This is a genomic window from Streptomyces misionensis (genome assembly GCF_900104815.1).
In the GTDB taxonomy this organism is placed as follows: domain Bacteria; phylum Actinomycetota; class Actinomycetes; order Streptomycetales; family Streptomycetaceae; genus Streptomyces; species Streptomyces misionensis.
Window position 1 is genome coordinate 6,548,059 of the sequence record NZ_FNTD01000004.1, and the last position, 23,998, is coordinate 6,572,056.

Annotated in this window: 23 protein-coding genes; 14 read left to right on the top strand and 9 right to left on the bottom strand. The window is 72.1% G+C overall.

The annotated features are described in order from the left end of the window. The first annotated feature begins 130 nt into the window (after positions 1-130). Together BLW85_RS31280 and BLW85_RS31285 are read left to right on the top strand one after the other, a co-directional pair. The gene (locus BLW85_RS31280; protein ID WP_074994322.1) at positions 131-2,227 is read left to right on the top strand and encodes an alkaline phosphatase family protein; all 2,097 of its coding nucleotides are present in this window, start codon (positions 131-133) and stop codon (positions 2,225-2,227) included. 111 nt (positions 2,228-2,338) lie between these two features. Further along, positions 2,339-2,764 carry an OsmC family protein gene (locus tag BLW85_RS31285; protein ID WP_070023483.1) on the top strand — a complete coding sequence of 142 codons (426 nt, stop codon included), beginning with the start codon at positions 2,339-2,341 and terminating at the stop codon, positions 2,762-2,764. 75 nt (positions 2,765-2,839) lie between these two features. Here the strand turns inward: BLW85_RS31285 and BLW85_RS31290 are convergent, their stop codons facing one another. Then, positions 2,840-3,703, bottom strand: a complete 864-nt coding sequence (locus BLW85_RS31290) for a helix-turn-helix domain-containing protein (RefSeq protein ID WP_070023482.1) — start codon at positions 3,701-3,703, stop codon at positions 2,840-2,842. Positions 3,704-3,802: 99 nt separating this feature from the next. Beyond that, on the bottom strand, positions 3,803-4,630 hold the full coding sequence (locus tag BLW85_RS31295; protein WP_074994323.1) for a helix-turn-helix domain-containing protein: 828 nt from the start codon (positions 4,628-4,630) through the stop codon (positions 3,803-3,805). Between the two features lie 129 nt (positions 4,631-4,759). Between BLW85_RS31295 and BLW85_RS31300 the strand changes: the two genes are divergently transcribed. The 6 genes from BLW85_RS31300 to kdpC all read left to right on the top strand — a co-directional run bounded on the left by BLW85_RS31300 (position 4,760) and on the right by kdpC (position 10,586). Then, positions 4,760-5,065 carry a 4a-hydroxytetrahydrobiopterin dehydratase gene (locus BLW85_RS31300; protein ID WP_070023480.1) on the top strand — a complete coding sequence of 102 codons (306 nt, stop codon included), beginning with the start codon at positions 4,760-4,762 and terminating at the stop codon, positions 5,063-5,065. Between the two features lie 5 nt (positions 5,066-5,070). Continuing rightward, positions 5,071-5,820, top strand: coding sequence for a class I SAM-dependent methyltransferase (locus BLW85_RS31305; protein ID WP_070023479.1), 750 nt, complete (start codon positions 5,071-5,073; stop codon positions 5,818-5,820). Positions 5,821-6,062: 242 nt separating this feature from the next. Continuing rightward, a complete protein-coding gene (kdpF, locus tag BLW85_RS39570; protein WP_018533641.1) occupies positions 6,063-6,152 on the top strand; it encodes a K(+)-transporting ATPase subunit F in 90 nt (29 codons plus the stop codon). Positions 6,153-6,160: 8 nt separating this feature from the next. After that, positions 6,161-7,822: a potassium-transporting ATPase subunit KdpA gene (gene kdpA, locus BLW85_RS31315; RefSeq protein ID WP_074994324.1), complete on the top strand. Its 1,662-nt coding sequence runs from the start codon at positions 6,161-6,163 to the stop codon at positions 7,820-7,822. Further along, positions 7,822-9,948, top strand: a complete 2,127-nt coding sequence (gene kdpB, locus BLW85_RS31320) for a potassium-transporting ATPase subunit KdpB (protein WP_403424514.1) — start codon at positions 7,822-7,824, stop codon at positions 9,946-9,948. Before kdpA ends, kdpB begins: the two co-directional genes overlap by 1 nt. 5 nt (positions 9,949-9,953) lie before the next feature. Beyond that, a complete protein-coding gene (gene kdpC, locus BLW85_RS31325; protein WP_074996270.1) occupies positions 9,954-10,586 on the top strand; it encodes a potassium-transporting ATPase subunit KdpC in 633 nt (210 codons plus the stop codon). A 25-nt stretch (positions 10,587-10,611) separates the two neighbouring features. On the opposite strand, the gene BLW85_RS31330 is transcribed toward kdpC, so the two are convergent. Further along, positions 10,612-11,376 carry a phytanoyl-CoA dioxygenase family protein gene (locus BLW85_RS31330; RefSeq protein WP_074994327.1) on the bottom strand — a complete coding sequence of 255 codons (765 nt, stop codon included), beginning with the start codon at positions 11,374-11,376 and terminating at the stop codon, positions 10,612-10,614. A gap of 150 nt (positions 11,377-11,526) precedes the next feature. Between BLW85_RS31330 and BLW85_RS31335 the strand changes: the two genes are divergently transcribed. After that, positions 11,527-12,453, top strand: coding sequence for a class I SAM-dependent methyltransferase (locus BLW85_RS31335; RefSeq protein ID WP_074994330.1), 927 nt, complete (start codon positions 11,527-11,529; stop codon positions 12,451-12,453). Positions 12,454-12,561: 108 nt separating this feature from the next. Beyond that, entirely contained in the window at positions 12,562-13,263 is a 702-nt protein-coding gene (locus BLW85_RS31340) for an SDR family oxidoreductase (protein WP_074994332.1), read from the top strand. Positions 13,264-13,276: 13 nt separating this feature from the next. Here the strand turns inward: BLW85_RS31340 and BLW85_RS31345 are convergent, their stop codons facing one another. Continuing rightward, positions 13,277-13,972 carry a glycoside hydrolase family 75 protein gene (locus BLW85_RS31345; protein WP_070023474.1) on the bottom strand — a complete coding sequence of 232 codons (696 nt, stop codon included), beginning with the start codon at positions 13,970-13,972 and terminating at the stop codon, positions 13,277-13,279. Positions 13,973-14,182: 210 nt separating this feature from the next. Here BLW85_RS31345 and BLW85_RS31350 point away from each other — a divergent pair, with 210 nt between their 5' ends. Further along, positions 14,183-14,794, top strand: coding sequence for a hypothetical protein (locus BLW85_RS31350; protein ID WP_074994335.1), 612 nt, complete (start codon positions 14,183-14,185; stop codon positions 14,792-14,794). A 100-nt stretch (positions 14,795-14,894) separates the two neighbouring features. Here the strand turns inward: BLW85_RS31350 and BLW85_RS31355 are convergent, their stop codons facing one another. The 3 genes from BLW85_RS31355 to BLW85_RS31365 form a co-directional block, all read right to left on the bottom strand. Further along, positions 14,895-15,731 carry an aldo/keto reductase gene (locus tag BLW85_RS31355; protein WP_074994338.1) on the bottom strand — a complete coding sequence of 279 codons (837 nt, stop codon included), beginning with the start codon at positions 15,729-15,731 and terminating at the stop codon, positions 14,895-14,897. 89 nt (positions 15,732-15,820) lie between these two features. Continuing rightward, positions 15,821-17,647: an AMP-dependent synthetase/ligase gene (locus tag BLW85_RS31360; protein ID WP_070023471.1), complete on the bottom strand. Its 1,827-nt coding sequence runs from the start codon at positions 17,645-17,647 to the stop codon at positions 15,821-15,823. 373 nt (positions 17,648-18,020) lie between these two features. Continuing rightward, entirely contained in the window at positions 18,021-18,890 is an 870-nt protein-coding gene (locus BLW85_RS31365) for a LysR substrate-binding domain-containing protein (protein ID WP_074994340.1), read from the bottom strand. 167 nt (positions 18,891-19,057) lie between these two features. On the opposite strand from BLW85_RS31365, the gene BLW85_RS31370 reads away from it, so the two are divergent. Further along, on the top strand, positions 19,058-20,074 hold the full coding sequence (locus tag BLW85_RS31370; protein WP_079172462.1) for a bile acid:sodium symporter family protein: 1,017 nt from the start codon (positions 19,058-19,060) through the stop codon (positions 20,072-20,074). A gap of 47 nt (positions 20,075-20,121) precedes the next feature. Here BLW85_RS31370 and BLW85_RS31375 read toward each other — a convergent pair whose 3' ends face one another. Further along, positions 20,122-21,039: a quinone oxidoreductase family protein gene (locus tag BLW85_RS31375; RefSeq protein WP_074996271.1), complete on the bottom strand. Its 918-nt coding sequence runs from the start codon at positions 21,037-21,039 to the stop codon at positions 20,122-20,124. Between the two features lie 133 nt (positions 21,040-21,172). On the opposite strand from BLW85_RS31375, the gene BLW85_RS31380 reads away from it, so the two are divergent. Next, positions 21,173-21,610, top strand: a complete 438-nt coding sequence (locus tag BLW85_RS31380) for a MarR family winged helix-turn-helix transcriptional regulator (RefSeq protein ID WP_070023468.1) — start codon at positions 21,173-21,175, stop codon at positions 21,608-21,610. A gap of 152 nt (positions 21,611-21,762) precedes the next feature. Here the strand turns inward: BLW85_RS31380 and fdhD are convergent, their stop codons facing one another. Next, positions 21,763-22,611: a formate dehydrogenase accessory sulfurtransferase FdhD gene (gene fdhD, locus BLW85_RS31385; protein WP_070023467.1), complete on the bottom strand. Its 849-nt coding sequence runs from the start codon at positions 22,609-22,611 to the stop codon at positions 21,763-21,765. Positions 22,612-22,914: 303 nt separating this feature from the next. Between fdhD and BLW85_RS31390 the strand changes: the two genes are divergently transcribed. Next, entirely contained in the window at positions 22,915-23,862 is a 948-nt protein-coding gene (locus BLW85_RS31390; RefSeq protein ID WP_074994345.1) for a beta-ketoacyl-ACP synthase III, read from the top strand. Positions 23,863-23,998 lie beyond the last annotated feature (136 nt).

Here is a 23,998-nt window from a genome sequence, read left to right on the forward strand (position 1 = left end):
GCGCGGTGACCCGTTCGGGCGGCTCCCGACCGGTATGACAAGGTGGATGCCGGCCCGGTCGCCCCAGCGCACCGGGCGCAGTGTCCCGCGCCGCACGGTGGGGGAGGGCCGGAACGGAGGAAGCGCGGCAGTGCGGGGCGTACGGTGGCGGCGGATCGCCAGTCAGATCGGGCGCAGCGTCGCCGTATGGGCCGTCTCCACCCTCACCATGCTCCTGCTGGCGCTGGTCCTGCCCGACTTCCGGCTCCAGTCCGCCGACGGCGACAGCGCCACCCGGATCGCCCTCACCGCCGCGTGCGGCGCCGGCGCGTTCGGCATCCTGTCCGCCGTGGTGTGGCCCTTGCTGGTCCGGCTGCTGCTGCTCGTCCCGGCCCTCGTCCTCGGCCTGCTGGTCTTCTTCCTCAACGGCTCCCTGCTGCTGGTCGCCCTGCGCCTCAACCCCTCCGCGCGGGGCGCGGCCGCGCCGGAGACCGCGGTGATCGTGGCCGCCGTGATGTCCGCCGTCGCCTCGGCCACCGGTGGTGCCCTCGCCGTGCGCGACGACGAGGCGTACCGGCGCCGCCTGCACCGCCTCGCCACGCGCCGCCACCGGCGCAGAACCGATCCGCCTTGTCCGGTGACGCCCGGGCTGGTGTTCCTCCAGCTCGACGGGGTGGGACACGACGTGCTCAGGGAGGCGGTGGGCAGGGGGGTGATGCCTACGGTGGCGCGGTGGCTGGCGGGGGACGACGGTCCACGGCCCACCCACCGCCTCACCCCCTGGCACACCGACTGGTCCAGCCAGACCGGCGCCAGCCAGCTCGGCATCCTCCACGGCAGCACCTTCGACGTGCCCGCCTTCCGCTGGTACGAGAAGGACCGCGGCGAGGTGATGGTGAGCAACCGGCCGACCAGCGCCGCCGAGCTCCAGCGGCGTGCCGTGGCGCACACGGGCGACGGCGGACTGCTCAGCGAGGACGGCGCCAGCCGCGGCAACCTCTTCAGCGGCGGCGCCGGGGAACAGGCCCTCGTCCTGTCCATCGCGGCCCGCCGCCGCGGCCGGGAGAACCGCTCCCGCGCCGGCTACTTCGCCTACTTCTCCGACCCGGCCAACGCCGTCCGCACCGCCCTCTCCTTCATCGCCGAGGTGGTCCGCGAGATCGGCGAGTCCACCCGTGCCCGGCTGCGCAAGCAGCGCCCCAGGGTCTCCCGCGGCGGCCTCTACCCCCTGGTCCGCGCCTTCGCGACCGTGGTCGAGCGGGACGTCGTGGTCGCCGCGGTGATGGGCGACATGCTCGCGGGACGCACCGCCGTCTACGCCGACCTCGTCGCCTACGACGAGGTGGCCCACCACTCCGGCCCGCACAGCCGGGACGCCGAGAAGGTCCTCAAGCGTCTCGACCGCTGCCTCGCCCTGCTCGAACGGGTCGCCGACCACGCCCCGCGCCCCTACCGCATCGTCGTCCTGTCCGACCACGGGCAGAGCCCCGGCGAGACCTTCCGGTCCCGCTACGGACTCACCCTCGCCGACCTCGTGCGGGCCGGCTGCGGGCTGCACGTGCCGCGCCGGGCCGAGCGCACCCACAGCGGCGCCGAGGCCCGGGCCGCCGTGCGGGCCGCCCTGCACCGGCCCGTGGAGGAGGGAGGCGAGCAGCACCGGCCGGCCCGGCACAGCGAGCCGGTCGTGCTGGCCTCCGGCAACCTGGGGCTGATCTCCTTCCCCGACGTGCGCCACCGCATGACCAAGGAGGAGATCGACGCCCGTCACCCCGCCCTGCTCACCACCCTCGCCAACCACCCCGGCATCGGCTTCCTGCTGGTGGCCAGCGCCGAGCACGACGGCGTGGTGCTGGGCCCGCACGGCACCGAGATCCCGCTGGCCCGCCTCGACCGCGACCCGGGTCCGCTGGAGCGGTTCGGACCCGGAGCCGTCGAGGCGGTACGCCGCACCCACGCGTTCCCGCACACCGCCGACATCATGGTGAATTCCGCGTACGATCCCGCCGACGGCGAGGTCCTCGCCTTCGAGGAGCAGATCGGCTCCCACGGCGGGCTCGGCGGGGCGCAGTCCCGCCCGTTCCTGCTCTCCCCGGTGGACCTGTCCGCGCCGGTCCCGGACGGGGAGCGGCTGACCGGCGCCGAGCAGGTGCACCACGTGCTGCGCCGCTGGCTCGGCGAGCTGTCCGGACCCGAGGTCCCGCTCACCGCCGTACCCGACGAGGACGCGACGGACGAGCGGGCGGCCTGACGACGCGTGGCCGTGCCACCGCCCAACCCTCCGCGTCCGCCGCCCGGATGTGATCGGATAGGGACCACGGACACCCGGCAACGGGAGCGATCCCTCGTGAAAGGAACCATCGTGGCTACCACGCGCACCGCGCACACCGTCTGGGAAGGCAACCTTCTTGAGGGCAAGGGCCTCGTCACCTTCGACTCCTCGGGCATCGGCGAGCAGCCGGTGTCCTGGCCGTCGCGCGCCGAGCAGGCCAACGGCAAGACCAGCCCCGAAGAACTGATCGCCGCCGCCCACTCCAGCTGCTTCTCCATGGCCCTCTCCCACGGCCTGGCCGGCGCCGGCACCCCGCCCACCCGGCTGGAGACCAAGGCCGACGTCACCTTCCAGCCCGGCGAGGGCATCACCGGCATCCACCTCACCGTGCGCGGCGAGGTGCCCGGCCTGGACGCGCAGGGCTTCCAGTCGGCCGCCGAGGACGCCAAGAAGAACTGCCCGGTCAGCCAGGCCCTCGCCGGCACGACCATCACCCTCACCGCGGAACTCGCCTGATCCGCCGGGACCTCGGTGCCGCGCCCCGCTCCGGAGCGCGGCACCGGCGTTCCCCGGGCCGCACGCCGCCGGCCCTCACAGCCGGGCGCGGTACTCCCGCAGGATCTCCCGGGTGCGCCGCGCCGAGGCGGCCCGGGCCGTCATGTGGTCCAGCACCTCCAGGTGCGCGGCGACCTCCTGGCGCGAGTCCAGGTACAGGGCGCCGGTCAGGTACTCGGTGAACACCATGTCCGGCAACTCCGGCTCGGCGAACCGGAACAGCGTGAACGGCGCGTACGTCCCCGGATGCGGGCCCGCCGCGAACTCGGCGATCTGGAGCGTGATCCCGTCCCGCCCGGCGTACTCCAGCAGCCGGTCCAGCTGGTCGCGCAGCACATCGGGGGAGACGCTCACCGGGCGCCTGAACACCGTCTCGTCCATGATCACCCACAGGTGCGGGGGATGCTCGCGCTCCAGCAGCCGCTGCCGCTCCATCCGCAGCGACACATGCCGCTCGATGGCGTGCGGCTCGGTCTGCCCGATCGTCCCCGCCTCCAGCACGGCCCGTGCGTACGCCTCCGTCTGGAGCAGGCCGGGCACGAAGTGCGGCTCGTAGGAGCGGATGATGCGGGCGGCGCCCTCCAGGCTGACGTACAGGCTGAACCAGTCCGGCAGCACATCGTGGAACCGCTGCCACCAGCCCGGCTGGTTGGCCTCCTCGGCCAGCCGCACGAACGCGGCCGCTTCCTCCCGCGGCACCCCGTAGGTGTCCAGCAGCACCTGCAAGTACGGGATCTTCAGGGCGACTTCGGCCGTCTCCATGCGCCGAACCGTCGCCGCGGCCACCCGCAGCACCCGGGCGGCCTCCTCGCGGCCGAGCCCCGCGGCCTCCCGCAGTTCCTGCAACCGCTTGCCGAGCACCACCTGGCCCACGGTGGGCGCAGCCCGCCGCTCACTCACGCCACGCCCTCCCCTGTGTGCCGCCTTACGCGCGCAGCAGTCTGTCACGCGGGACCGGATCGCACAGCAGATCGACCGGACGGAAGGATCACAGCATGGTCAACCCACGAGCGTGTGCAGGTACTTGGTGGTGGCGGCGTCCGCGGGCAGGAACGTCTCGATGGCCAGTTCGGCGACGGTGATGTCCATCGGCGTGTTGAAGGTGGAGATGGAGGACACGAAGGACAGGACGCGGCCCTCGTGCTCGATCCGCATCGGCAGCGCGAAGTACGGCACCGGCTCGTCCGGTTCCTCGCCCGGTGCGTCCTCGGGCACCGGATACGCCGTCACCTCGTCGTACAGCGCGCGGAGTTGGTCCGAGCGGTGCAGGGCGAGCTGGCGTTCCATCTGGGCCAGCAGATGCCCGCGCCACTCCCGCAGGTTCCGGATCCGCGGCGCGAGGCCCTCGGGGTGCAGCGTCAGCCGCATCGCGTTCGGCGCCGGCCGCAGCAGCTCCTCGGGCACCCCCTCCAGCAGCATCGCGATGCCCCGGTTGGCGGCGACGACGGTGTACCCGGCGTCCACCACCAGCGCCGGATACGGCTCGTAGCCCTGGATGAGCCGCTCCATCCCGTCGCGCAGCGCGTCCAGCGCGGGATCGTCCAGCGGGGTCTCCGGATAGCGCGGGGCGTAACCGGCGGCCAGCAGCAGCGCGTTGCGCTCCCGCACCGGCACGTCCAGGTGCTCGGCGAGCCGCAGCACCATCTCCTCGCTCGGCCGGGACCGGCCGGTCTCCACGAAGGAGATGTGCCGGGCGGAGGAGTCCGCCCGCAGGGCCAGCTCCAGCTGGGAGAGACGGCGCCGCTCCCGCCAGGCGCGCAGCAGATGTCCCACCCCCTTGCCGTCGATGGCGGTGGACACGGAGGCTTCGGCGGCGACCATGGTCATGCCCCGACCCTAAACGAGAAGCGGTCACCACAACGACCGGCCGTGCGCCGCCGCGTCGCCCGCGTGACCCGGGCCCGCGCGTGGCAGGCTGAGGTTCCGTCCCGTGCCTTCCCGAAGGGAGACCGTGCCATGGCCGTCGAACCGCTGTCGCAGAAGGAGATCGAGGAGCGGCTCGCCGAACTCCCCGGCTGGTCCGCGGACGGCGGCCGGCTCACCCGCAGCTACCGGCTCGCCTCGCACTTCGCCGCGGCCGCCCTGGTCGTCCACATCGCCCGCATCCAGGACGAGCTGGACCACCACTCCGACCTCACCCTCGGCTACCACAGCGTCGCCCTCGCCGTCACCACCCACAGCGCCGGCGGAGCCCTCACCGAGAAGGACTTCACGCTCGCCCGCAAGGTGGAGGACATCGCCCCGGGCCACGGCGCACACTGAGGGCCGTGCTCGATTACGACAAGGAAGCCGACGTCTACGACGCCTCCCGCGGCGGCGAGGCCCGCGCCCAAGCCGCCGCGGCCGCCGTCCTCGGTCTCATACCCGACGGTCCCCGCCGCCTCCTCGATCTCGCCTGCGGCACCGGCATCGTCACCCGTGAGATCGCCGCGGGCCGCCCCGCGCTCCGGGTGACCGGCGCGGACCTCGCCCCCGCCATGACCCGGATGGCCACCGCCCGTCTGCCCGGCAAAATCGTCCGCGCCGACAGCCGCCGGCTGCCGTTCCCCGCCGCCACCTTCGACGCCGTCACCAGCATCTGGCTGCTGCACCTGCCGGACGACCCCGGCGACGTGCGCGCCGTCGTCGCCGAGTGCGCCCGCGTCCTGCGGCCCGGCGGGGTGTACGTCACCACCGTCGACAAGGCCGCCGCACACGACGTGGGCAGCGACATCGACGCCGTACTCGCCGACCGCCCGGTACGGCCCGCCGAGGACGCCGCGGACAAGGTCACCGCGTACGCCGCCCGGCACGGGCTCGCCCCCGCCGGCCGGGCCGTCTTCCGGGGCGTCGGCCAGGGCCGCAGTCCCCGCGGCGCCATCGCCGACCTGCGCCGCGGCTGGTTTACCCGGCTGCCTCCCGACGACCCCCGCACCGAGTGCTACGCCGCCCGTCTCGCCGGGCTCCCGGACCAGGACCGGCCCCGCCCGGACCCGCTCTTCACCCTCTGCGCCTTCCGCAAACCGGTCGTGGACTGACCCGATCACCCTTTTCGGCCGGCGGGTCGCCCGGCCGCCGTAAGAGACACGTCAAGGCGAGCCGCGCCGCCGTAAGAGGGCCGTCAACGGGGTCCGGATCCGGCCAGGGGAGAGGTTTCCTCGTAGCGTCCGTAGTTCCGAGACTCATCCCAGGAGTTCACGATGGCCGATCTGGCCTTCGTCGGCACCATGGTCGCGGCCTTCGCGCTCGTGGTCCTCGTCGCCAGGGGGGTGACGAAGCTGTGACCGCCGAGAACATCGTCGGCCTGGTCGTGGCCGTCGCCCTCCTGGGCTATCTCGTCCTCGCCCTGATCTATCCGGAGAGGTTCTGAGACGGCATATGGGTCCCGTACCGGCAGGCGTGCTCCAGACACTCGCCCTCATAGGCGCTCTCGCACTCGTCTACGTCCCCCTGGGCACCTACATGGCCCGGGTCTACTCCTCCCGCCGGCACCTGCGGGTGGAGCGATGGCTCTACAGAGGCATCGGAGCCGACCCGGACGCCGAGATGACCTGGCCCGCGTATCTGCGGGCGCTGCTCGCCTTCTCGGCCGTGAGCGTCCTGTTCCTCTACCTCCTCCAGCGCCTCCAGGGCTTCCTGCCCGGTTCGCTCGGCTTCGCCTCGGTGAGCCCGGCGCAGTCGTTCAACACGGCCGTCTCGTTCGTGACCAACACCAACTGGCAGTCGTACTCCGGCGAGCAGACGATGGGGCACGTCGTGCAGACCGCCGGTCTGGCCGTGCAGAACTTCGTCTCCGCCGCCGTCGGAATGGCCGTCGCGATGGCGCTCGTGCGCGGCTTCTCCCGCTCCCGCACCGGTGAACTCGGCAACTTCTGGTCCGACCTGGTGCGCGGCACCCTGCGCGTCCTCCTGCCGATCGCCGCCGTCGCCGCGGTGGTCCTGGTCGCGTGCGGCGCGATCCAGAACTTCTCCGGCATCCACGAGGTCGGCCAGTTCATGGGCGGCTCGCAGCAGTGGAACGGCGGCGCGGTCGCCTCCCAGGAAGCCATCAAGGAACTGGGCACCAACGGCGGCGGCTACTTCAACGCCAACTCGGCCCACCCCTTCGAGAACCCCACGCCGTTCACCAACCTCCTCGAGATCTTCCTGATCCTGGTCATCCCGTTCTGCCTGACCCGCACCTTCGGTGTGCTGACCGGCTCGGCACGCCAGGGCTACGCCATCCTCGCCACCATGGGCACCATCTGGCTCGGGTTCACCGCGCTGATGATGGCGACCGAGTTCGCCCACCACGGCCCGGCGCTCCAGGCGGCGGGCGGCGCCCTGGAGGGCAAGGAGGTCCGCTTCGGCGTCGGCGGCTCCTCGATCTTCGCGGTGGCCACGACGCTGACCTCGACCGGTGCGGTGGACTCCTTCCACTCCTCCTTCACCGGCCTCGGCGGGGGCGTCACCATGCTCGGCATGATGCTGGGCGAGATAGCGCCCGGCGGCGTCGGCTCCGGCCTGTACGGCATCCTCGTCATGGCGGTGATCGCGGTCTTCATCGCCGGTCTCATGGTCGGCCGCACCCCCGAGTACCTGGGCAAGAAGATCGGCGCCCGCGAGATGAAACTCGCCGCCTGCTACATCCTCGTCACCCCGGCGCTCGTGCTGGTCTTCACCGCCGCGTCGATGGCGCTGCCGACCCCGCCGGACTCCGCGCTCAACCCCGGCGCGCACGGCTTCTCCGAGGTGCTGTACGCCTTCACCTCCGCGGCGAACAACAACGGTTCGGCCTTCGCCGGTCTGAACGCCAACACCGACTGGTTCAACACCATGACCGCACTGGCGATGCTGCTGGGCCGCTTCGTGCCGATGGTGTTCGTGCTGGCGCTGGCCGGCTCGCTCGCCGGGCAGCGGCCGGTACCGGTCACGGCGGGCACCCTGCGCACCGAAAAGCCCTTGTTCACCGGCCTGTTGGTCGGCGCGATCCTGATCATCACCGGTCTCACGTACTTCCCGGCCCTCGCGCTGGGACCGCTCGCCGAAGGGCTGGCGTGATGACCACCCGAACGGAAAGCCACGAGGACGCGATGTCCACTTCCACCCTCGCGCCCCACCAGGACGCGCCCACCGGGCACCGGCCCGAAAAGAGCCGTGTCGGGGCCGGTCTCTTCGATCCGGGGCAGCTGGTCACGTCCCTGCCCCAGGCGCTGCGCAAGCTCGACCCCCGGGTGATGGTCAAGTCCCCCGTGATGTTCGTGGTGTGGATCGGATCGGTCCTGACCACCGTCTTCTCCTGCGCCGACCCGGGCGACTGGTTCGGCTGGACCATCAGTGCCTGGCTGTGGCTGACGGTCGTCTTCGCCAACCTCGCGGAAGCGGTCGCCGAGGGCCGCGGCAAGGCCCAGGCCGACACGCTGCGCAAGGCGAAGACCGACACCGTCGCCCGCCGGCTCACCGGCCGGGTCGAGGAACGAATACCGGGCACCGCGCTGGTCGTCGGCGACCTGGTGGTCTGCGAGGCCGGCGACATCATCCCCGGCGACGGCGATGTCGTCGAGGGTGTCGCCTCGGTGGACGAGTCGGCGATCACCGGTGAGTCCGCGCCGGTCATCCGCGAGTCCGGCGGCGACCGCAGCGCCGTCACCGGCGGCACCAAGGTGCTGTCCGACCGGATCGTCGTACGGATCACCACCGAGCCCGGCGACACCTTCATCGACCGCATGATCCGCCTGGTCGAGGGCGCGGCCCGGCAGAAGACCCCCAACGAGATCGCCCTCAACATCCTGCTGGCCTCGCTGACCATCGTCTTCCTGCTGGCCTGCGCCACCCTGCCGCCGTTCGCCGACCACGCGGGCACCCATCTGACCCTGGTGGTCCTGGTCGCCCTGCTGGTCTGCCTGATCCCGACCACGATCGGCGCGCTGCTCTCCGCGATCGGCATCGCCGGCATGGACCGCCTGGTCCAGCGCAATGTGCTCGCCATGTCGGGCCGCGCGGTCGAGGCGGCGGGCGACGTCTCCACCCTGCTCCTCGACAAGACCGGCACCATCACCCTCGGCAACCGCCGGGCCGCCGAGTTCGTGCCGGTCGAGGGCACCACCGAGGCCGAGGTCGCCGACGCCGCCCAGCTGTCCTCCCTCGCCGACGAGACGCCCGAGGGCCGCTCGGTCGTCGTCCTGGCGAAGGAACGGTACGGGCTGCGCGAACGCCACCGGGGCGAACTCGCGAACGCCGAGTGGATCGCCTTCACCGCCCAGACCCGGATGTCCGGTGTGGACGTCGACGGCCGCAGGGTCCGCAAGGGCGCCGCCGCCTCGGTCATCGCCTGGGTGAAGGAGCAGGGCGGCGACGCCGGCGCCGACACCGACCGGATCGCCGACCGGATCTCCGAGGCCGGCGGCACCCCGCTGCTCGTCGCCGTCCACGACGAACACGGCGCCCGCGTCCTCGGCGTCATCCACCTCAAGGACGTCGTCAAGGAAGGCATGCGCGAGCGGTTCGAGGAACTGCGCCGCATGGGCATCAAGACGGTGATGATCACCGGCGACAACCCGCTCACCGCGAAGGCGATCGCGCGGGAGGCGGGCGTGGACGACTTCCTCGCCGAGGCCACCCCCGAGGACAAGATGGCCCTCATCAAGCGCGAGCAGGCGGGCGGCAAACTGGTCGCGATGACCGGCGACGGCACCAACGACGCCCCGGCCCTCGCGCAGGCGGACGTCGGCGTGGCGATGAACACGGGCACGTCGGCCGCCAAGGAGGCCGGCAACATGGTCGACCTCGACTCCAACCCGACCAAACTGATCGAGATCGTCGAGATCGGCAAGCAACTCCTCATCACCCGGGGCGCGTTGACGACGTTCTCCATCGCCAACGACGTCGCCAAGTACTTCGCGATCATCCCGGCGCTGTTCGCCGCCGTCTATCCGGGCCTGGACAAGCTCAACATCATGCGGCTGTCCTCGCCGAGTTCCGCGATCCTGTCGGCCGTCGTCTTCAACGCGCTGATCATCGTCGCGCTGGTGCCGCTGTCCCTGCGGGGCGTGCGGTACCGGCCGATGAGCGCGGACCGGATGCTGCGCCGCAACCTCGCCGTCTACGGCATCGGCGGCCTGGTCGCCCCGTTCCTCGGCATCAAAATCATCGACCTGCTCATCTCGCTGATCCCCGGGATCGGGTGAAGGACATGACCAACTCCCTTACGAACACCGCCCGCCTGCTCACCGCGGGCCTGCGTGCCCTGATCGTCCTCACCGTGCTCACCGGCGTGGTCTACCCGCTGGCCCTCACCGGGGTCGCCCAGGGGCTCTTCCCCCATCAGGCCAACGGCTCCGAGATCCGCTCGCACGGCAAGGTCGTCGGCTCCTCCCTCATCGGCCAGCAGGGCTACGGCCCGGAGTACTTCCAGCCCCGCCCGGCCGGCGGTCTCGGCAGCAACTCCCTCAACACGCGGTACAAGCTGGAGGTCTCGGGAGCGACTAATCTGGCCGCCGACAACCCGAAACTCGTCCGGGCGGTCGAGGCCGCCAAGGCGAAGATCGTCAAGGACAACTCCGTGCCCGGCTACCCCGTGCGGCCCTCCCAGGTCCCCGCCGACGCCGTCACCTCCTCCGGCTCCGGTCTCGACCCCGACATCTCCCCGGCCTACGCCGCTCTCCAGGTCCACCGGGTCGCCGCCCGCACCGGGCTGCCGGTGGCCGAGGTCGGCAAACTGGTCGAGGAACACACCACCGGCCGCACCCTCGGCTTCATCGGCGAACCCCGGGTGAACGTCCTGGAACTCAACACCGCCCTCCGGGACCTCGTCGCCAAGGGCTGAGGCGACGGCACCGCCGGGGGACGGGTCAGCGGCCCAGCCCCCGGCGGATCGCCGTCTCCACCGGCGAGTACGCCCCGTCCGGCCGGTCCAGCTCGTACGGCACCGCCGGATCCAGTGGCGGCTGCGCCATGAAACGCGGCCGGGTGCCGCGGTGCGGCTGCGCCGCGTGCACCAGGAACGGATGGCACAGGTAGACGTCGCCCAGCCGCCCGGTGGCCAGGGCGAGCTGCCGGTGCGCACTCGCCTCGACCAGCGCCGGCGCGATGTCCAGCCCCGACACCCCGGCCTCGCCGTACGGCTCCAGCAGCGGCGGTACGTCCAGATGCGAGCCGACCCGGATGCGGGTCGGTGCGTCCTCGTGCGTCACCTCGCTGAACAGGAACAGCATCAGCAACGCCCGGTCCCTGGAACGCAGATTGGTGTGGTACCAGGACGCGCCCTCGGGCAGATAGCTCCCCTCGATGTGCCAGCCGGCGTCGCCCGGGTCCTCGGGGTGCGGGAAGCGCAGCGGGAACGTGCCCAGCGAATACCGGGGCACCCAGCGCCGCTCTCCCACCAGCAGGTCGAACGCCTCGTGCAGCACGGGGGAGTTGGCGGCGGCCGCGAACGGCCCTTGCGCCATGCCGCCTATCCGCACCACCGGCTCCTTCCAGCCGGCGGGGTCCTGCGGGTCGTACCCCGTCTCCCGCCACAGCAGGCGAGCGCAGTCCTCGGCGACCCGGGGTGGCACCGCGCCCTCGATCTTCACGAAACCGTCGGCGAGGAACCGCTCCACCATGTCGTTGTCCATGCGGTCATCCTGGGCGACGGCGGGCGGTCGGGCATCCGGTTTTTCGGCGGGCGATCGAGCGCCGCGGATTTTGCCGTGTCGGCAACGGAATTTGCCACGTTCCGGTGTGCCGTCGCACTCTTACGGCACCCGGAAGAGAGGCTGACCACCATGGCGCACGACCACCAGCACAGCACCCGGCACGGCCACGGGCAAGGCCATGGGCACGGCCACGGCCACGGTCACGGCAACGGCACGGACATCGACTGGAACGAGATGGCCCCCCTGCTGGAGGCCCAGGCGGAGCTGTTCGGCCCGCTGTACGAGCAGGCCCTCGGCTGGCTCGCCGGCGAGGTCCCCGACCCGGGGCTGATCGTGGACGCGGGCAGCGGACCCGGAGTGCTGTCCTGCCTGTTCGCCCGGACCTTCCCCGGCGCCCGGGTCGTCGCCGTGGACGGCACCGCCCCGCTGCTGGACCGCGCCCGCGCCCGCGCCGCCCGCGAGGGCTTCGGCGACCGCTTCGACACCCTCACCGGCGAACTCCCCGAGGTGCTGGAGAAGCTGGAGCAGCCGGCCGGCCTGCTGTGGGCGAGCCGCAGCCTGCACCACCTGGGCGACCAGCGGGCCGCGCTCACCGCGTTCGCCCGCCGGCTCGCCCCCGGCGGCACCCTGGCCCTCCTCGAAGGCGGCCTGCCCTCCCGCTTCCTGCCCCGGGACATCGGCATCGGCCGTCCGGGCCTCGGAGCGCGGCTCGACGCGCTGGAGGAGGAGTGGTTCGCCCGGATGCGCGCCGAACTGCCGGGCTCGGTCGCCGAGATCGAGGACTGGCCCGCGCTGCTGACCGCGGCGGGCCTGCGGCACACCGGGACCCGCAGCTTCCTGCTGGACCTGCCCGCCCCGGCCACCGACCGGGCCCGCGCCTACGTCGCCGCCTCCCTCGGCCGGCTGCGCGAGGGCTTCGCCGACGCGCTGACCACCGAGGACCGCGACACCCTGGACCGTCTGCTGGATCCCGCCGACCCCGCGAGCGTCCACCAGCGGCCGGACGTCTTCGTGCTGTCCGCGCACACGGTGTACACGGCGGTACGACCCGCCTGAAGCCGCGCGGCAGGCGCTTGACTTCGAGAGTGCTCCAAGTGATGGACTCCCCGGCACGCACCAGGCACACGGATGCCCGCACAGGTGCACCGAAACCAAGGGGGAACCATGAACGACTCTCCGGTCGCGCTCATCACCGGCGGAGGCAGCGGCATCGGCGCGGCCGTGGCCCGGCAGTTGCTGGACGCGGGACACCGGGTCACGGTCACGGGCCGCACGGAGCGGCGGCTGCGGGACTTCGCGGACGGTTTGGGGAATCCGGAAGGACTGCAGACGATCGTCGGCGACGCGTCGTCGTACGACGATATACGGAATGCGGTCGACCGTACGCTCGAGGCATACGGCCGACTGGACACGGTCGTCGCCAACGCCGGCTTCGCCACCCATGACTCCGTGGCCGAGGGCGACCCGGCCGGCTGGGCCGAGATGGTCCTCACCAACGTCCTCGGCCCCGCCCTGCTGATCCGCGCCTCGGTCGACGCGCTGAAGGAGACCCGAGGCCGGATCGTGCTCGTCGGCAGCGTCGCCGGGTTCGTGAACACGCCCGGCAACCTGTACGGGGCGACCAAGTGGGCGGTCACCGGCCTCGCGGAGAACACCCGGCGTCAGGTGACGGAGTTCGGCATCGGGGTGACCCTGGTCGCCCCCGGCCGGGTGGAGACCCCCTTCTGGGACGGCTACGGCAGCCTGCCCCCGGGGCACCTGCTGACCGCCGAGCAGATCGCCGACTCCGTCGTCTGGGCGATCCGGCAGCCGGCCGGGGTCGACGTCAACACCGTGGTCGTACGCCCGCTGGGCCAGCCCAACTGACGTACGACTGGCGTCAGTTGGCGGCCAGGAACTGCTTGGCCAGCTGGTCGCCGAGGGAGACGGCGGCGCTGTGGCTCTCGATGGGGGAGACCTTGGAGTTCTTGAACAGGATGTAGGTCACGCCCGAGTCCGCGCCGCCGGTCGCCGGGTCGGGGTCGATGCCCAGCGCCTTGGCGGTGGCGTACGACGCCTCGCCGATGATGTTCGTGGGGCCGGTGTCGCCGACGACGGCGTACTCCACCTTGTTGTCGTAGATCACCGCGACCACGCCGCCGCCCTTGATCCCGGCGTCGGAGTAGTTCCAGATGCTGCTGGTGCTGGGCACCACGACGTAGGGCAGCGACTCGGACTTCAGCGGCTTGCCGTCCGACTGGTGGAAGGCGGTGTCGTCCTGGAACCAGGGGTCGCGGTCCTCGTTGCAGTTGGTGGTGCGCTGGCCGTCGCAGTCGATGTCCATGTCGGCCTTCCAGAACACCGCGCCGTTCTTGCCGCACACGGGAACCGTGGCCGAGGTCTCGTCGTCGGTCTTGTACTTGCCGTTGGATATCTGCGAGCAGGACTTCACCTTGGCGAGCAGGTCGGCCGCGCTGACCGAGCCCTCCTGGGCGGTCTTCGGGGCGGGCGTGGCGAGCGCGTTCGCGGGCAGGAGGCCGGCGGCGAGCAGGGCGGCCCCGGAGGCCATGGCGAGGGTCAGTGTTCGAAGACGCACTGTGGGGGACCCTTCTGTTAGGAAAGTTTCCTTACCGGGCGGCACCACCGTGGCGTAGCTGCCATGCTCGCGTCAACCCTCGGGTTGCGAACTCCCGAAACCCGTGCGTATTGCGGCGGTTTGCGCGGATGGCGAGACTGGAGACACCGGACGGATCGGCAGCCGTCCGACGGCGCGTCGGCGGTGTCCGCACCCGGGAGGCGAGGCGTCATGTTCGTTCGCACCGTGTACGCGACCGGTGATCCGGCCCGGCTGGACTCGGCCCTGCGCGCCCTGAACAGCCGGGGCCACGATCTGCTGGAGGAGCGGCCCGGCTACCGGGGCGCGGGCGTCTTCGTCGACCGGGAGCTGGGCAAACTGCTCACGCTCAGCTGGTGGGAGTCCGAGGAGGCGCAGGCCAACAGCGACGAGGTGATGCGCGAGCGCCGGCCCGCGCTGCTGGAGCCGTTCGCGGCCTCCGTGGCGGTCGAGCACTACTGGGTCGCCGTCTACCACGCCCTGCCGCGGCCCGTCGTCGGCGGCGCACTGCGCGTCGCGCGGCTGGAATTCGACCCCAGGGACGCGGACCTGCTCGCCGACACCTTCCACACGACGGCGCTGCCCCATCTGGAGAACGTGCCCGGCCTGGCCCGCACGGCCCTCCTCCTGGACCGCGAGCGCGGCCGCGGCCTCGCGGGCACCCTCTTCACCGACCGCCACGCGCTGGCGGCCTCCCGCGCGGCCCAGGCCGCCGTCCGCCACGAGGGCGCCGCCAAGGCCCATGTCTCGGTGGTCGCCCTGGAGGAGTTCGACGTCGTCCACGCCGACGCCCACACCGTCTGAACGCACCGTCTGAACGCACCGTCCGAACACACCGTCCGGACACGGCACGAGCCGGCCGCACACCGGGACGTCCGGTGCCGCAGCCGGCTCGTGGCGGGCGTCAGGCCATGTCGAACGTGGCCGGGTCGGGACCGATCCGCCGGTCCTCGTTGAGCGCGCCGATCGCCGCCAGGTCCTCGTCGTCCAGCTTGAAGCCGAACACGTCGATGTTCTCCTTGATCCGCGACGGCGTCACGGACTTCGGGATCACGACGGTGCCCTGCTGGATGTGCCAGCGCAGTACCACCTGGGCCGGAGTGCGGTTGTGCTTCTGCCCGATCGCCACGATCGCCGGCACCTCGAGCAGCCCCTTGCCCTGGCCGAGCGGCGACCACGCCTCGGTCGCGATGCCCAGCTCGGCGTGGTACTCCCGCGCCGCGTGCTGCTGCAGATGGGGGTGCAGCTCGATCTGGTTGACCGCCGGGATGACGGAGGTCTCGCCGGTCAGCCGACGCAGGTGCTCGGGAAGGAAGTTGGACACGCCGATGGCACGGGCCCGGCCGTCGGCGTACAGCTTTTCGAGCGCCTTGTAGGTGTCGACGTAGGTGTCCCTGGCGGGCAGCGGCCAGTGGATCAGGTACAGGTCGACGTAGTCGAGTCCCAGCTTGGTGAGCGACGTGTCGAAGGCGCGCAGCGTGGCGTCGTACCCCTGGTCGCTGTTCCAGAGCTTGGTGGTGACGAAGACGTCCTCGCGGGGCAGACCGGAGGCCGCGATGGCCCGGCCGGTGCCTTCTTCGTTGCCGTAGGCCGCGGCGGTGTCGATGCTGCGGTACCCGGCCTCCAGTGCGGTGGCGACGGCCCGCTCGGCCTCGTCGTCCTGCACCTGCCACACGCCGAACCCCAGCTGGGGCATCTCGACGCCGTTGTTGAGGATGATCGGGGGGACCTTGCTGCTCACGAGCTCGTTGATCCTTCGCTTCTCGACAAGTGGTACTCCTGTCCTCAACGATCACACGCCGACGAGCATTCCTGCCCCGCGCCCCGCCGTCACGTTCTGTACAGCGCGTCGACCTCGCGTTCGTACGCCTTCTCGATCGCCTTGCGCTTCAGTTTCAGCGACGGCGTCAGCAGCCCGTGCTCCTCGGTGAACGGCTGCGCCAGTATCCGGAAGGTGCGGATCGACTCGGCCTGCGAGACGAGGGTGTTGGCGGCGACCACCGCGCGCCGCACCTCGGTCTCCAGATCAGGGTCGCGCACCAGCTGCGCGGGCGCCATCAGCGGCTTGTTGCGCATCTGGAGCCAGTGTTCGACGGCCTCCTGGTCGAGGGTGACCAGGGCGGCGATGTAGGGGCGGTCGTTGCCGACCACGATGCACTGGCTGATCAGCGGATGGTCGCGGACCCGCTCCTCCAGCACCCCGGGCGAGACGCTCTTGCCGCCGGAGGTCACCAGGATCTCCTTCTTGCGGCCGGTGATCGTCAGATAGCCGTCCTCGTCCAGGGAGCCCAGGTCGCCGGTGGCCAGCCAGCCGTCGTGCAGCGACTCGTCGGTGGCCTTCGGGTTGTTGAGGTAGCCCTGGAAGACGTTGCCGCCGTGCAGCCACACCTCCCCGTCGTCCGCGATGTGCACGGTCACGCCGGGGATGGCCTGGCCGACGGTGCCGTACCGGGTGCGCTCGGGCGGGTTCGCGGTCGCCGCGGCGGTCGACTCCGTCAGGCCGTACCCCTCGTAGATCTGCACGCCGGCACCGGCGAAGAACAGCCCCAGTCGGCGGTCCATCCCGGAGCCACCGGACATCGCGTTCCGTATGCGACCGCCCATCGCGGCCCGGACCTTCGCATACACCAGCTTGTCGAACAGCTGGTGCTGCATCCGCAGCCCCGCCGTCGGGCCCGGCCCCACGCCCCACGCCTTCGCCTCGACGGCCTCCGCGTACCGCACCGCGACATCGACGGCCTTCTCGAACGGTCCCGCCTTGCCCTCCTTCTCCGCCTTGCGGCGGGAGGCGTTGAACACCTTCTCGAAGATGTAGGGCACCGCCAGGATGAACGTCGGCCTGAAGGCCTGGAGATCGGGCAGCAGCGCGGCGGCGTTCAGCTGCGGCTGGTGGCCGAGGCGGACCCGGCCGCGGATCGTGGCGACCTCCACCATGCGCCCGAAGACATGCGCGAGCGGCAGGAACAGCAGCGTGGACGCCTCGTCCCCGCGCTTGGAGTGGAACACCGACTCCCAGCGCCCCACCACGTTGTCCGCCTCGAACATGAAGTTGGCGTGCGAGAGCACGCAGCCCTTGGGGCGGCCCGTCGTGCCCGACGTGTAGATCACGGTGGCCACCGACTCCGGGGTGACCGCCTGCCGGTGCCGGTGCACCACCTCGTCGTCGAGGTGCGCCCCGGCGTCGTACAGCTCCTGCACACAGCCCGCGTCCAGCTGCCACAGCTGCCGCAGCCGGGGCAGCCGGCCGATCACCGTGGCGATGGTCATCGCGTGGTCCTCGTGCTCCACGACCGCCGCCGTCACCTCGGCGTCGTAGAGCATCCAGAAGCACTGCTCGGCCGAGGAGGTGGGGTACACGGGTACCACCTGGGCGCCGATCGTCCACAGGGCGAAGTCGAAGAGGGTCCACTCGTAGCGGGTGCGGGACATGATCGCGACGCGGTCGCCGAAGCGGATCCCGCTCGCCAGCAGCCCCTTGGCCAGGGCGAGGACCTCGTCACGGAACTCGGCGGCGGTCACGTCGCGCCACTGCCCGGCGGCGTCCTTGCGGCCGAGGGCGACACGGCTCGGGTCCGTCAGGGCGTGCTCGAAGACGACATCGGCCAGACCACCCACCGGCGGTGCCGACGTGAGAGGCGGGTTCGTGAACTCGCGCAATCCTCGCTCCCCGATCCTCGCTGCCTGATCGCGCCGTGATGCTCGGCACAGCGCCGTGAAAGCTACCTCACACCCCGACCGCAGGGGAGGGGGGCGGAAACCGAGCAAAGCGCACCTTCCGCCCGACCGGTGTCCCCGAAATGCGCGCACATGGGTAAGGGCCGGACACGATACTGACGGGTCAGTAAGTTTCGGGGGCGTAATCTCCACCGAATCTGTACGCGCCGGTTACGGCTCCGTACAGAGCGATTACGGCCATGAACCCGCTGTGCGGGGAACGCGGACGGCCATGGGCCCCGCCGCCGGTCCCGCGCCACGAGGCTACAGCGGAGGGGCGTGCGCCGATGAAAGCGCCGCGGGGCGCGGGTGCGGGTCAGCCCCCGGGGCGCCGCAGCCGCTCCCCGCCCGCCAGGACGGCCGCCGCGAGGGCGTCCGCCGCCTCCTGGGCGCCGGTCCTGCGATGACCGTGGACCAGGACGAAGTCGACCTTGCCCAGCTCCGGCAGCCCCGAACGCTCCGGCAGCCGGAACAGGCCCGGCGGGATCAGCCGGCGCGAGTGCGCCATCACTCCGAGCCCCGCGCGGGCCGCGGCGATCAGCCCGTTGAGGCTGCCGCTGGTGCAGACGATCCGCCAGCCGCGCCCCTGCCGCTCCAGCGCCTCCAGGGCCCGGGCCCGGGTGATGCCGGGCGGCGGATACACGATCAGTGGGACCGGCCGGTCGGCGTCCAGGCGCAGCCGCTCGGCGCCGATCCACACCAGGTCGTCGCGCCACACCAGGGCTCCGCGCGGGTCCTCCGGGCGCCGCTTGGCCAGCACCAGGTCCAGCTTTCCGGCGGCCAGCTGTTCGTGCAGGGTCCCGGACAGCTCCACGGTCAGCTCCAGGTCGACCTCCGGGTGGTCGTAGCGGAAGCCCTCCAGGATCTCCGGCAGCCGGGTCAGCACGAAGTCCTCCGACGCGCCGAACCGCAGCCGCCCGCGCACCCGGGTCCCGGTGAAGAACGCCGTCGCCTGCTCGTGCACCTCCAGGATCCGGCGCGCGAAGCCCAGCATGGCCTCGCCGTCCTCGGTCAGCTCCACGGAGTGGGTGTCCCGGGAGAACAACGGGCGCCCGGCCGCATCCTCCAGCCGGCGCACCTGCTGGCTCACCGTGGACTGGCGCAGCCCCAGCCGCCGGGCGGCCTGGGTGAAGCTCAGCGTCTGGGCCACGGCGAGGAAGGTCCGCAGCTGTGTCGGGTCGTACACACCACGAGGGTATGCCGTTATCGCGATTCATGATGACAGTGAGAGTGGTATGCGGGATTCCCGATCGAGGCGGGGGAGGGGATCATGAAAGGGGCCCTCGGGCCCGGACCGGAACGCCGTCGCACACCCATCGGAGCACCGTGACACGCCTGCGCTGGCCGAGCTGGATGCCGATCGACCCGTACATCGTGCTGTTGCTCGGCACGGTGGGTCTCGCCGCGCTGTTCCCGGCACGGGGCACCGGCGCCACCGTGGCCTCGGGAGCGTCGACCGCCGCGATCGCCTTCCTGTTCTTCCTCTACGGCGCCCGGCTGTCCACCCGGGAGGCGCTCGACGGACTGCGCCACTGGCGACTCCATGTCACCGTGCTCGCCTGCACCTTCGTGATCTTCCCGCTGCTCGGCCTCGCCGCGCGCGCGGCCGTGCCGGTGCTGCTCACCCAGCCGCTCTACCAGGGGCTGCTGTTCCTGACCCTGGTGCCGTCCACCATCCAGTCGTCCATCGCCTTCACCTCCATCGCGCGCGGCAACGTGCCCGCGGCGATCTGCGCCGGGTCCTTCTCCTCCCTGGTCGGCATCGTCCTCACCCCCCTGCTGGCGGCCGGACTGCTGGGCAACAGCGGCGGCGGTTTCTCCGCGCACTCCCTGGTCGACATCGTGCTGCAGCTGCTGGTGCCGTTCGTCGCCGGGCAGGTGCTGCGGCGCTGGATCGGCCCCTTCGTCGCCCGGCACAAGAAGGTCCTCGGACTGGTCGACCGCGGCTCCATCCTGCTGGTCGTCTACGCCGCGTTCAGCGAGGGCATGGTCCAGGGCATCTGGCACCAGGTCAGCCCCGCCCGGCTCGGCGCGCTCCTCCTCGTGGAGGCCGCCCTGCTCGCCGTCATGCTGGTGCTGACCTGGTACGGCGCCAGGGCGCTGGGCTTCGGCCGGGGGGACCGGATCGCCATCCAGTTCGCCGGCTCCAAGAAGTCCCTCGCCTCGGGCCTGCCCATGGCGAGCGTCCTCTTCGGCGCCCACGCCTCCCTGGCCGTGCTCCCGCTGATGCTCTTCCACCAGATGCAGCTGATGGTGTGCGCGGTCATCGCCAAGCGCCGCGCCCACGACCTGCCGGACGGGGACACCGGCGCAGACGGGCCGGCCGCGCCCACGGCCGAGGGGCGGTCACAGGACCGGGTCCTGCGGTGACGGCGGTGCCGGCTGCCGGAGCCTGAGGCGCGGCTCGCAAGGCGTGCTCACGGGCACAGGACGACCTTGCCCAGGTTGGCCCTGGACTCGATCACCGCGTGCGCCCGCGCCGCCTCCTCCAGAGGGAACCGGGCGTGGACGACGGGCCGGACGGCGCCCTCGTGGAACAGCCGCCACAGCTCACGGCGCCACTCCTCGTACAGCTCGGGCCGGCCGCGCGCGATCAGCGCCATCTGGAAACCGATCACCGACTTGGCGCCCACCAGCAGGTCGTAGGCCCGGACCGTGCCGCCGCCCGAGCTGTAGGCGACCAGCCGGCCGTGCGGGGCGAGGGCGGCGAGGGCGGGGGTGAGCAGGTCACCGCCGACCGCGTCCACCACACAGTCGACGGGATCCCCCCAACTGTCGTCGGAGTACCGGATGCAGTCGTCCGCACCCAGGGACCGCACGAACTCCGCCTTCCCCCGATCCGACACGGCCCCCACCACCCGCCCCGCACCCCGCGCCCGCGCCAACTGCACCGCGAGGTGCCCCACCCCGCTCGCCGCCGCCGTCACCAGCACCGACTCGCCCGGCGTCGGACGCGCCGACGCGAGGGCGCCGAGGGCCACCAGACCGCTGCGCACCAGCGCCACGGCGTCCACCGCGCCGGCGCCCTCCGGCACCGGCGAGGCCATGGCCTCCTGGAGCACCGCGTAGTCGGCGTACCCATGGCCGAAGCACAGCCCGGTCACCAGGTCGCCGCTCCGGAAGCGGGTCACCCCCGGGCCGGCCGCCACCACCTCGCCCGCCACCTCGCCGCCCAGCGCGATCGGCTCGGCGGCCTCGCGGACCTTGCGGACGACCGGCAGGGTGACCCCGATCGCCGCGCAGCGCACCAGCAGCTGCCCGGGGCCGGGCTCGGGCACGCCGGTCTCCTCCAGGAACAGCGGGCCGCCGCGGGACTCGTACCGGACGCGACGCATCGCCACCTCCACCTCCAGGCCGGACGGCCCGGCGGGATCGGTCGTGGGGAACACCCACGAAGTCATTGGGGGCGCCAACGGTAGACGGGAATTCATGGGGGAGTCCAACGATTTCTTGGATAGGCTGCCGGTCATGGCCGAAGCACCCCTGACCGCGATCCGTTCCCTGCCCAGCTGGCTCCTCGGCCGCGCCGCCGCCCGGGGCCGTGCCCTGGTCGCCGACGCCCTCGCCGCGGAGGGCCTGAAGATGTGGCATCACGTGGTGCTCTCCGCCGTCCGCGACCTCGCGCCCGTCGCCCAGGCCGACCTCGCCCGGGGCATCGCCCTCGACCCCAAAGACCTCGTCGGCATCCTCAACGACCTACAGGACGCCGGTCTCGTCGTCCGCGCCCCCGACGCCCGCGACCGCCGCAAGAACGCCGTCTCCCTCACCGACCGGGGCGACCGGCTCCTCGCGCGCTGCGAACACGCCGCGCGCGCCGCGAACGACGAACTGCTCGCCCCGCTGACCGCGGCCGAACGCGACCGCTTCATGGACCTGCTGACCCGGATCTCCGGCACGGACCAGTGACCGGGCGGGGCCGGTGGACGACATCGGTAGGCCCGCAGGCCGGCGTTACGCCGTTACCTGCGCGCGGCGCCCGGTCCGGGCGGACCGGCTCACGGGCGTGGCCGAGCGATGCGGGCCGTGCGGTCGGCCGCGCAGGGGGGCGGGCCGGGCGATCAGCCGTGCACGGCACCCTGCGGCAGGGCGATCCGGTCCTCGCCCGCGTACACGTTCATCGAGGTGCCGCGCAGGAAACCGACGAGCGTCAGACCGGTCTCCGCGGCCAGGTCCACCGCAAGTGAGGACGGCGCGGAGACGGCGGCCAGCACCGGTATGCCGGCCATCACCGCCTTCTGTGCCAGCTCGAACGAGGCCCGCCCGGAGACCAGCAGCACCGTCCGGGACAGCGGCAGCTCGCCGCTCTGCAGCGCGCGCCCCACCAGCTTGTCGACCGCGTTGTGCCGGCCCACGTCCTCCTTGACGTCCAGGAGCTCGCCGTCCTCGGTGAACAGGGCGGCGGCGTGCAGTCCCCCGGTCCGGTCGAACACCCGCTGAGCCGCCCGCAGCCGGTCGGGCAGCTCCGCCAGCAGTTCGGTGGTGACACGGAGGCGGGGGCTGTCGGCGATCGGCCAGCGGGTGGTCGTACGGACCGCGTCCAGACTGGCCTTGCCGCACAGGCCGCACGAGGAGGAGGTGTAGACGTTGCGCTCCAGACCGAAGTCGGGGAGGGTGACGCCCGGCGCGGTCTTCACGTCGACCACGTTGTAGGTGTTCGAACCGTCCGCGGTCGCGCCCGCGCAGTAGACGATGTTCAGCAGATCGGACGCGGAAGCCAGGACGCCCTCGCTCACCAGGAAGCCCGCCGCCAGCGCGAAGTCGTCGCCGGGAGTGCGCATGGTGATCGCGAGCGGCTTGCCGTTCAGCCGGATCTCCAGGGGTTCCTCGGCGACGAGCGTGTCCGGCCGCGTGGAGACCGCTCCGTCCCGGATGCGGAGTACCTTGCGTCGGTCCGTGACTCGTCCCATGTCCTGATCAGTCCCGGTTCTCTGTGTGCCGGCGGCCGAAACGGCCCTTCCTGCGGTGACAGCCGTGGCCACCACGCCGGCGGGGCGAGGCGGCCTTCACGATCTCATTGTCCTGCACATGGACGACCGTGCCCGGGGGCCACCGCGCGATCCGTGCACCGCGACCCCTGCCCGGACCCCGTGGAGCTGCGCGGAGCCGACAAATCACCTGCCCGATTCCTGTGGCTTCACGTGCCGTTGTACCCGCGAGTCACTGGACAGACTGTGACTCCCGCTACCCACGGCAACGAGGGGGACCCCGTCATGCACGGCTCGCGCATCGCCGCCATCGGCCACTACCAGCCCGCCAGGGTGCTCACCAACGACGACCTGGCCGGCATGGTCGACACCGACGACGCGTGGATCCGCACCCGGGTGGGCATCCGCACCCGCCACATCGCCGGCCCCGACGAGCCGGTGGACGAGCTGGCCGCGCACGCCGCCGCCAAGGCCCTGGCCGCCGCCGGACTCGCCCCCGCCGACATCGACCTGGTGCTGGTCGCCACCTCCACCGCGATCGATCGGTCCCCGAACACCGCGGCCCGGGTCGCCGCCCGGCTCGGCATCCCGAGCCCCGCCGCCATGGACGTCAACGTGGTGTGCGCCGGGTTCACCCACGCCCTGGCCACCGCCGACCACACCGTCCGCGCCGGCGCCGCCATCCGCGCCCTGGTGATCGGCGCCGAGAAGATGTCCGACGTCACCGACTGGACCGACCGCAGCACCTGCGTCCTCGTCGGCGACGGGGCCGGAGCCGCGGTGGTGGAGGCGTGCGCGCCGGGGGAGGAGCCGGGGATCGCCCCCGTGCTGTGGGGATCGGTGCCCGAGATGGGTCGCATGGTGCGGATCGAGGGGACGCCGCCGCGGTTCGCGCAGGAGGGGCAGAGCGTCTACCGCTGGGCCACCACCCAGCTGCCCGCCATCGCCCGCCGTACCTGCGAGCGGGCCGGGATCGCCCCCGAGGACCTCGCCGGCGTCGTCCTCCACCAGGCCAACCTGCGCATCATCGAACCGCTCGCCGAGAAGCTGGGCGCCGCCAACGCGGTGATCGCCCGCGACGTCACCGAGTCCGGCAACACCTCCGCCGCCAGCATCCCCCTCGCCTTCTCCAAGCTCGTCGAGCAGGGCGCGCTGGTGAGCGGGGACCCGGTGCTGCTCTTCGGCTTCGGCGGGAACCTGTCGTACGCCGGTCAGGTCGTTCGCTGCCCGTGAGGCGCGCCGCGGGAACGCGGGAGCCCACGGCGCCCGTGCCGGGGCAGCGCCCTGACTCACCGTGCACGGCGTCTCGCAATCCGTATGTGGCCGCCGCCCTACCCCCTGCGGCCCGAATACGCAGGTGAAACGCACT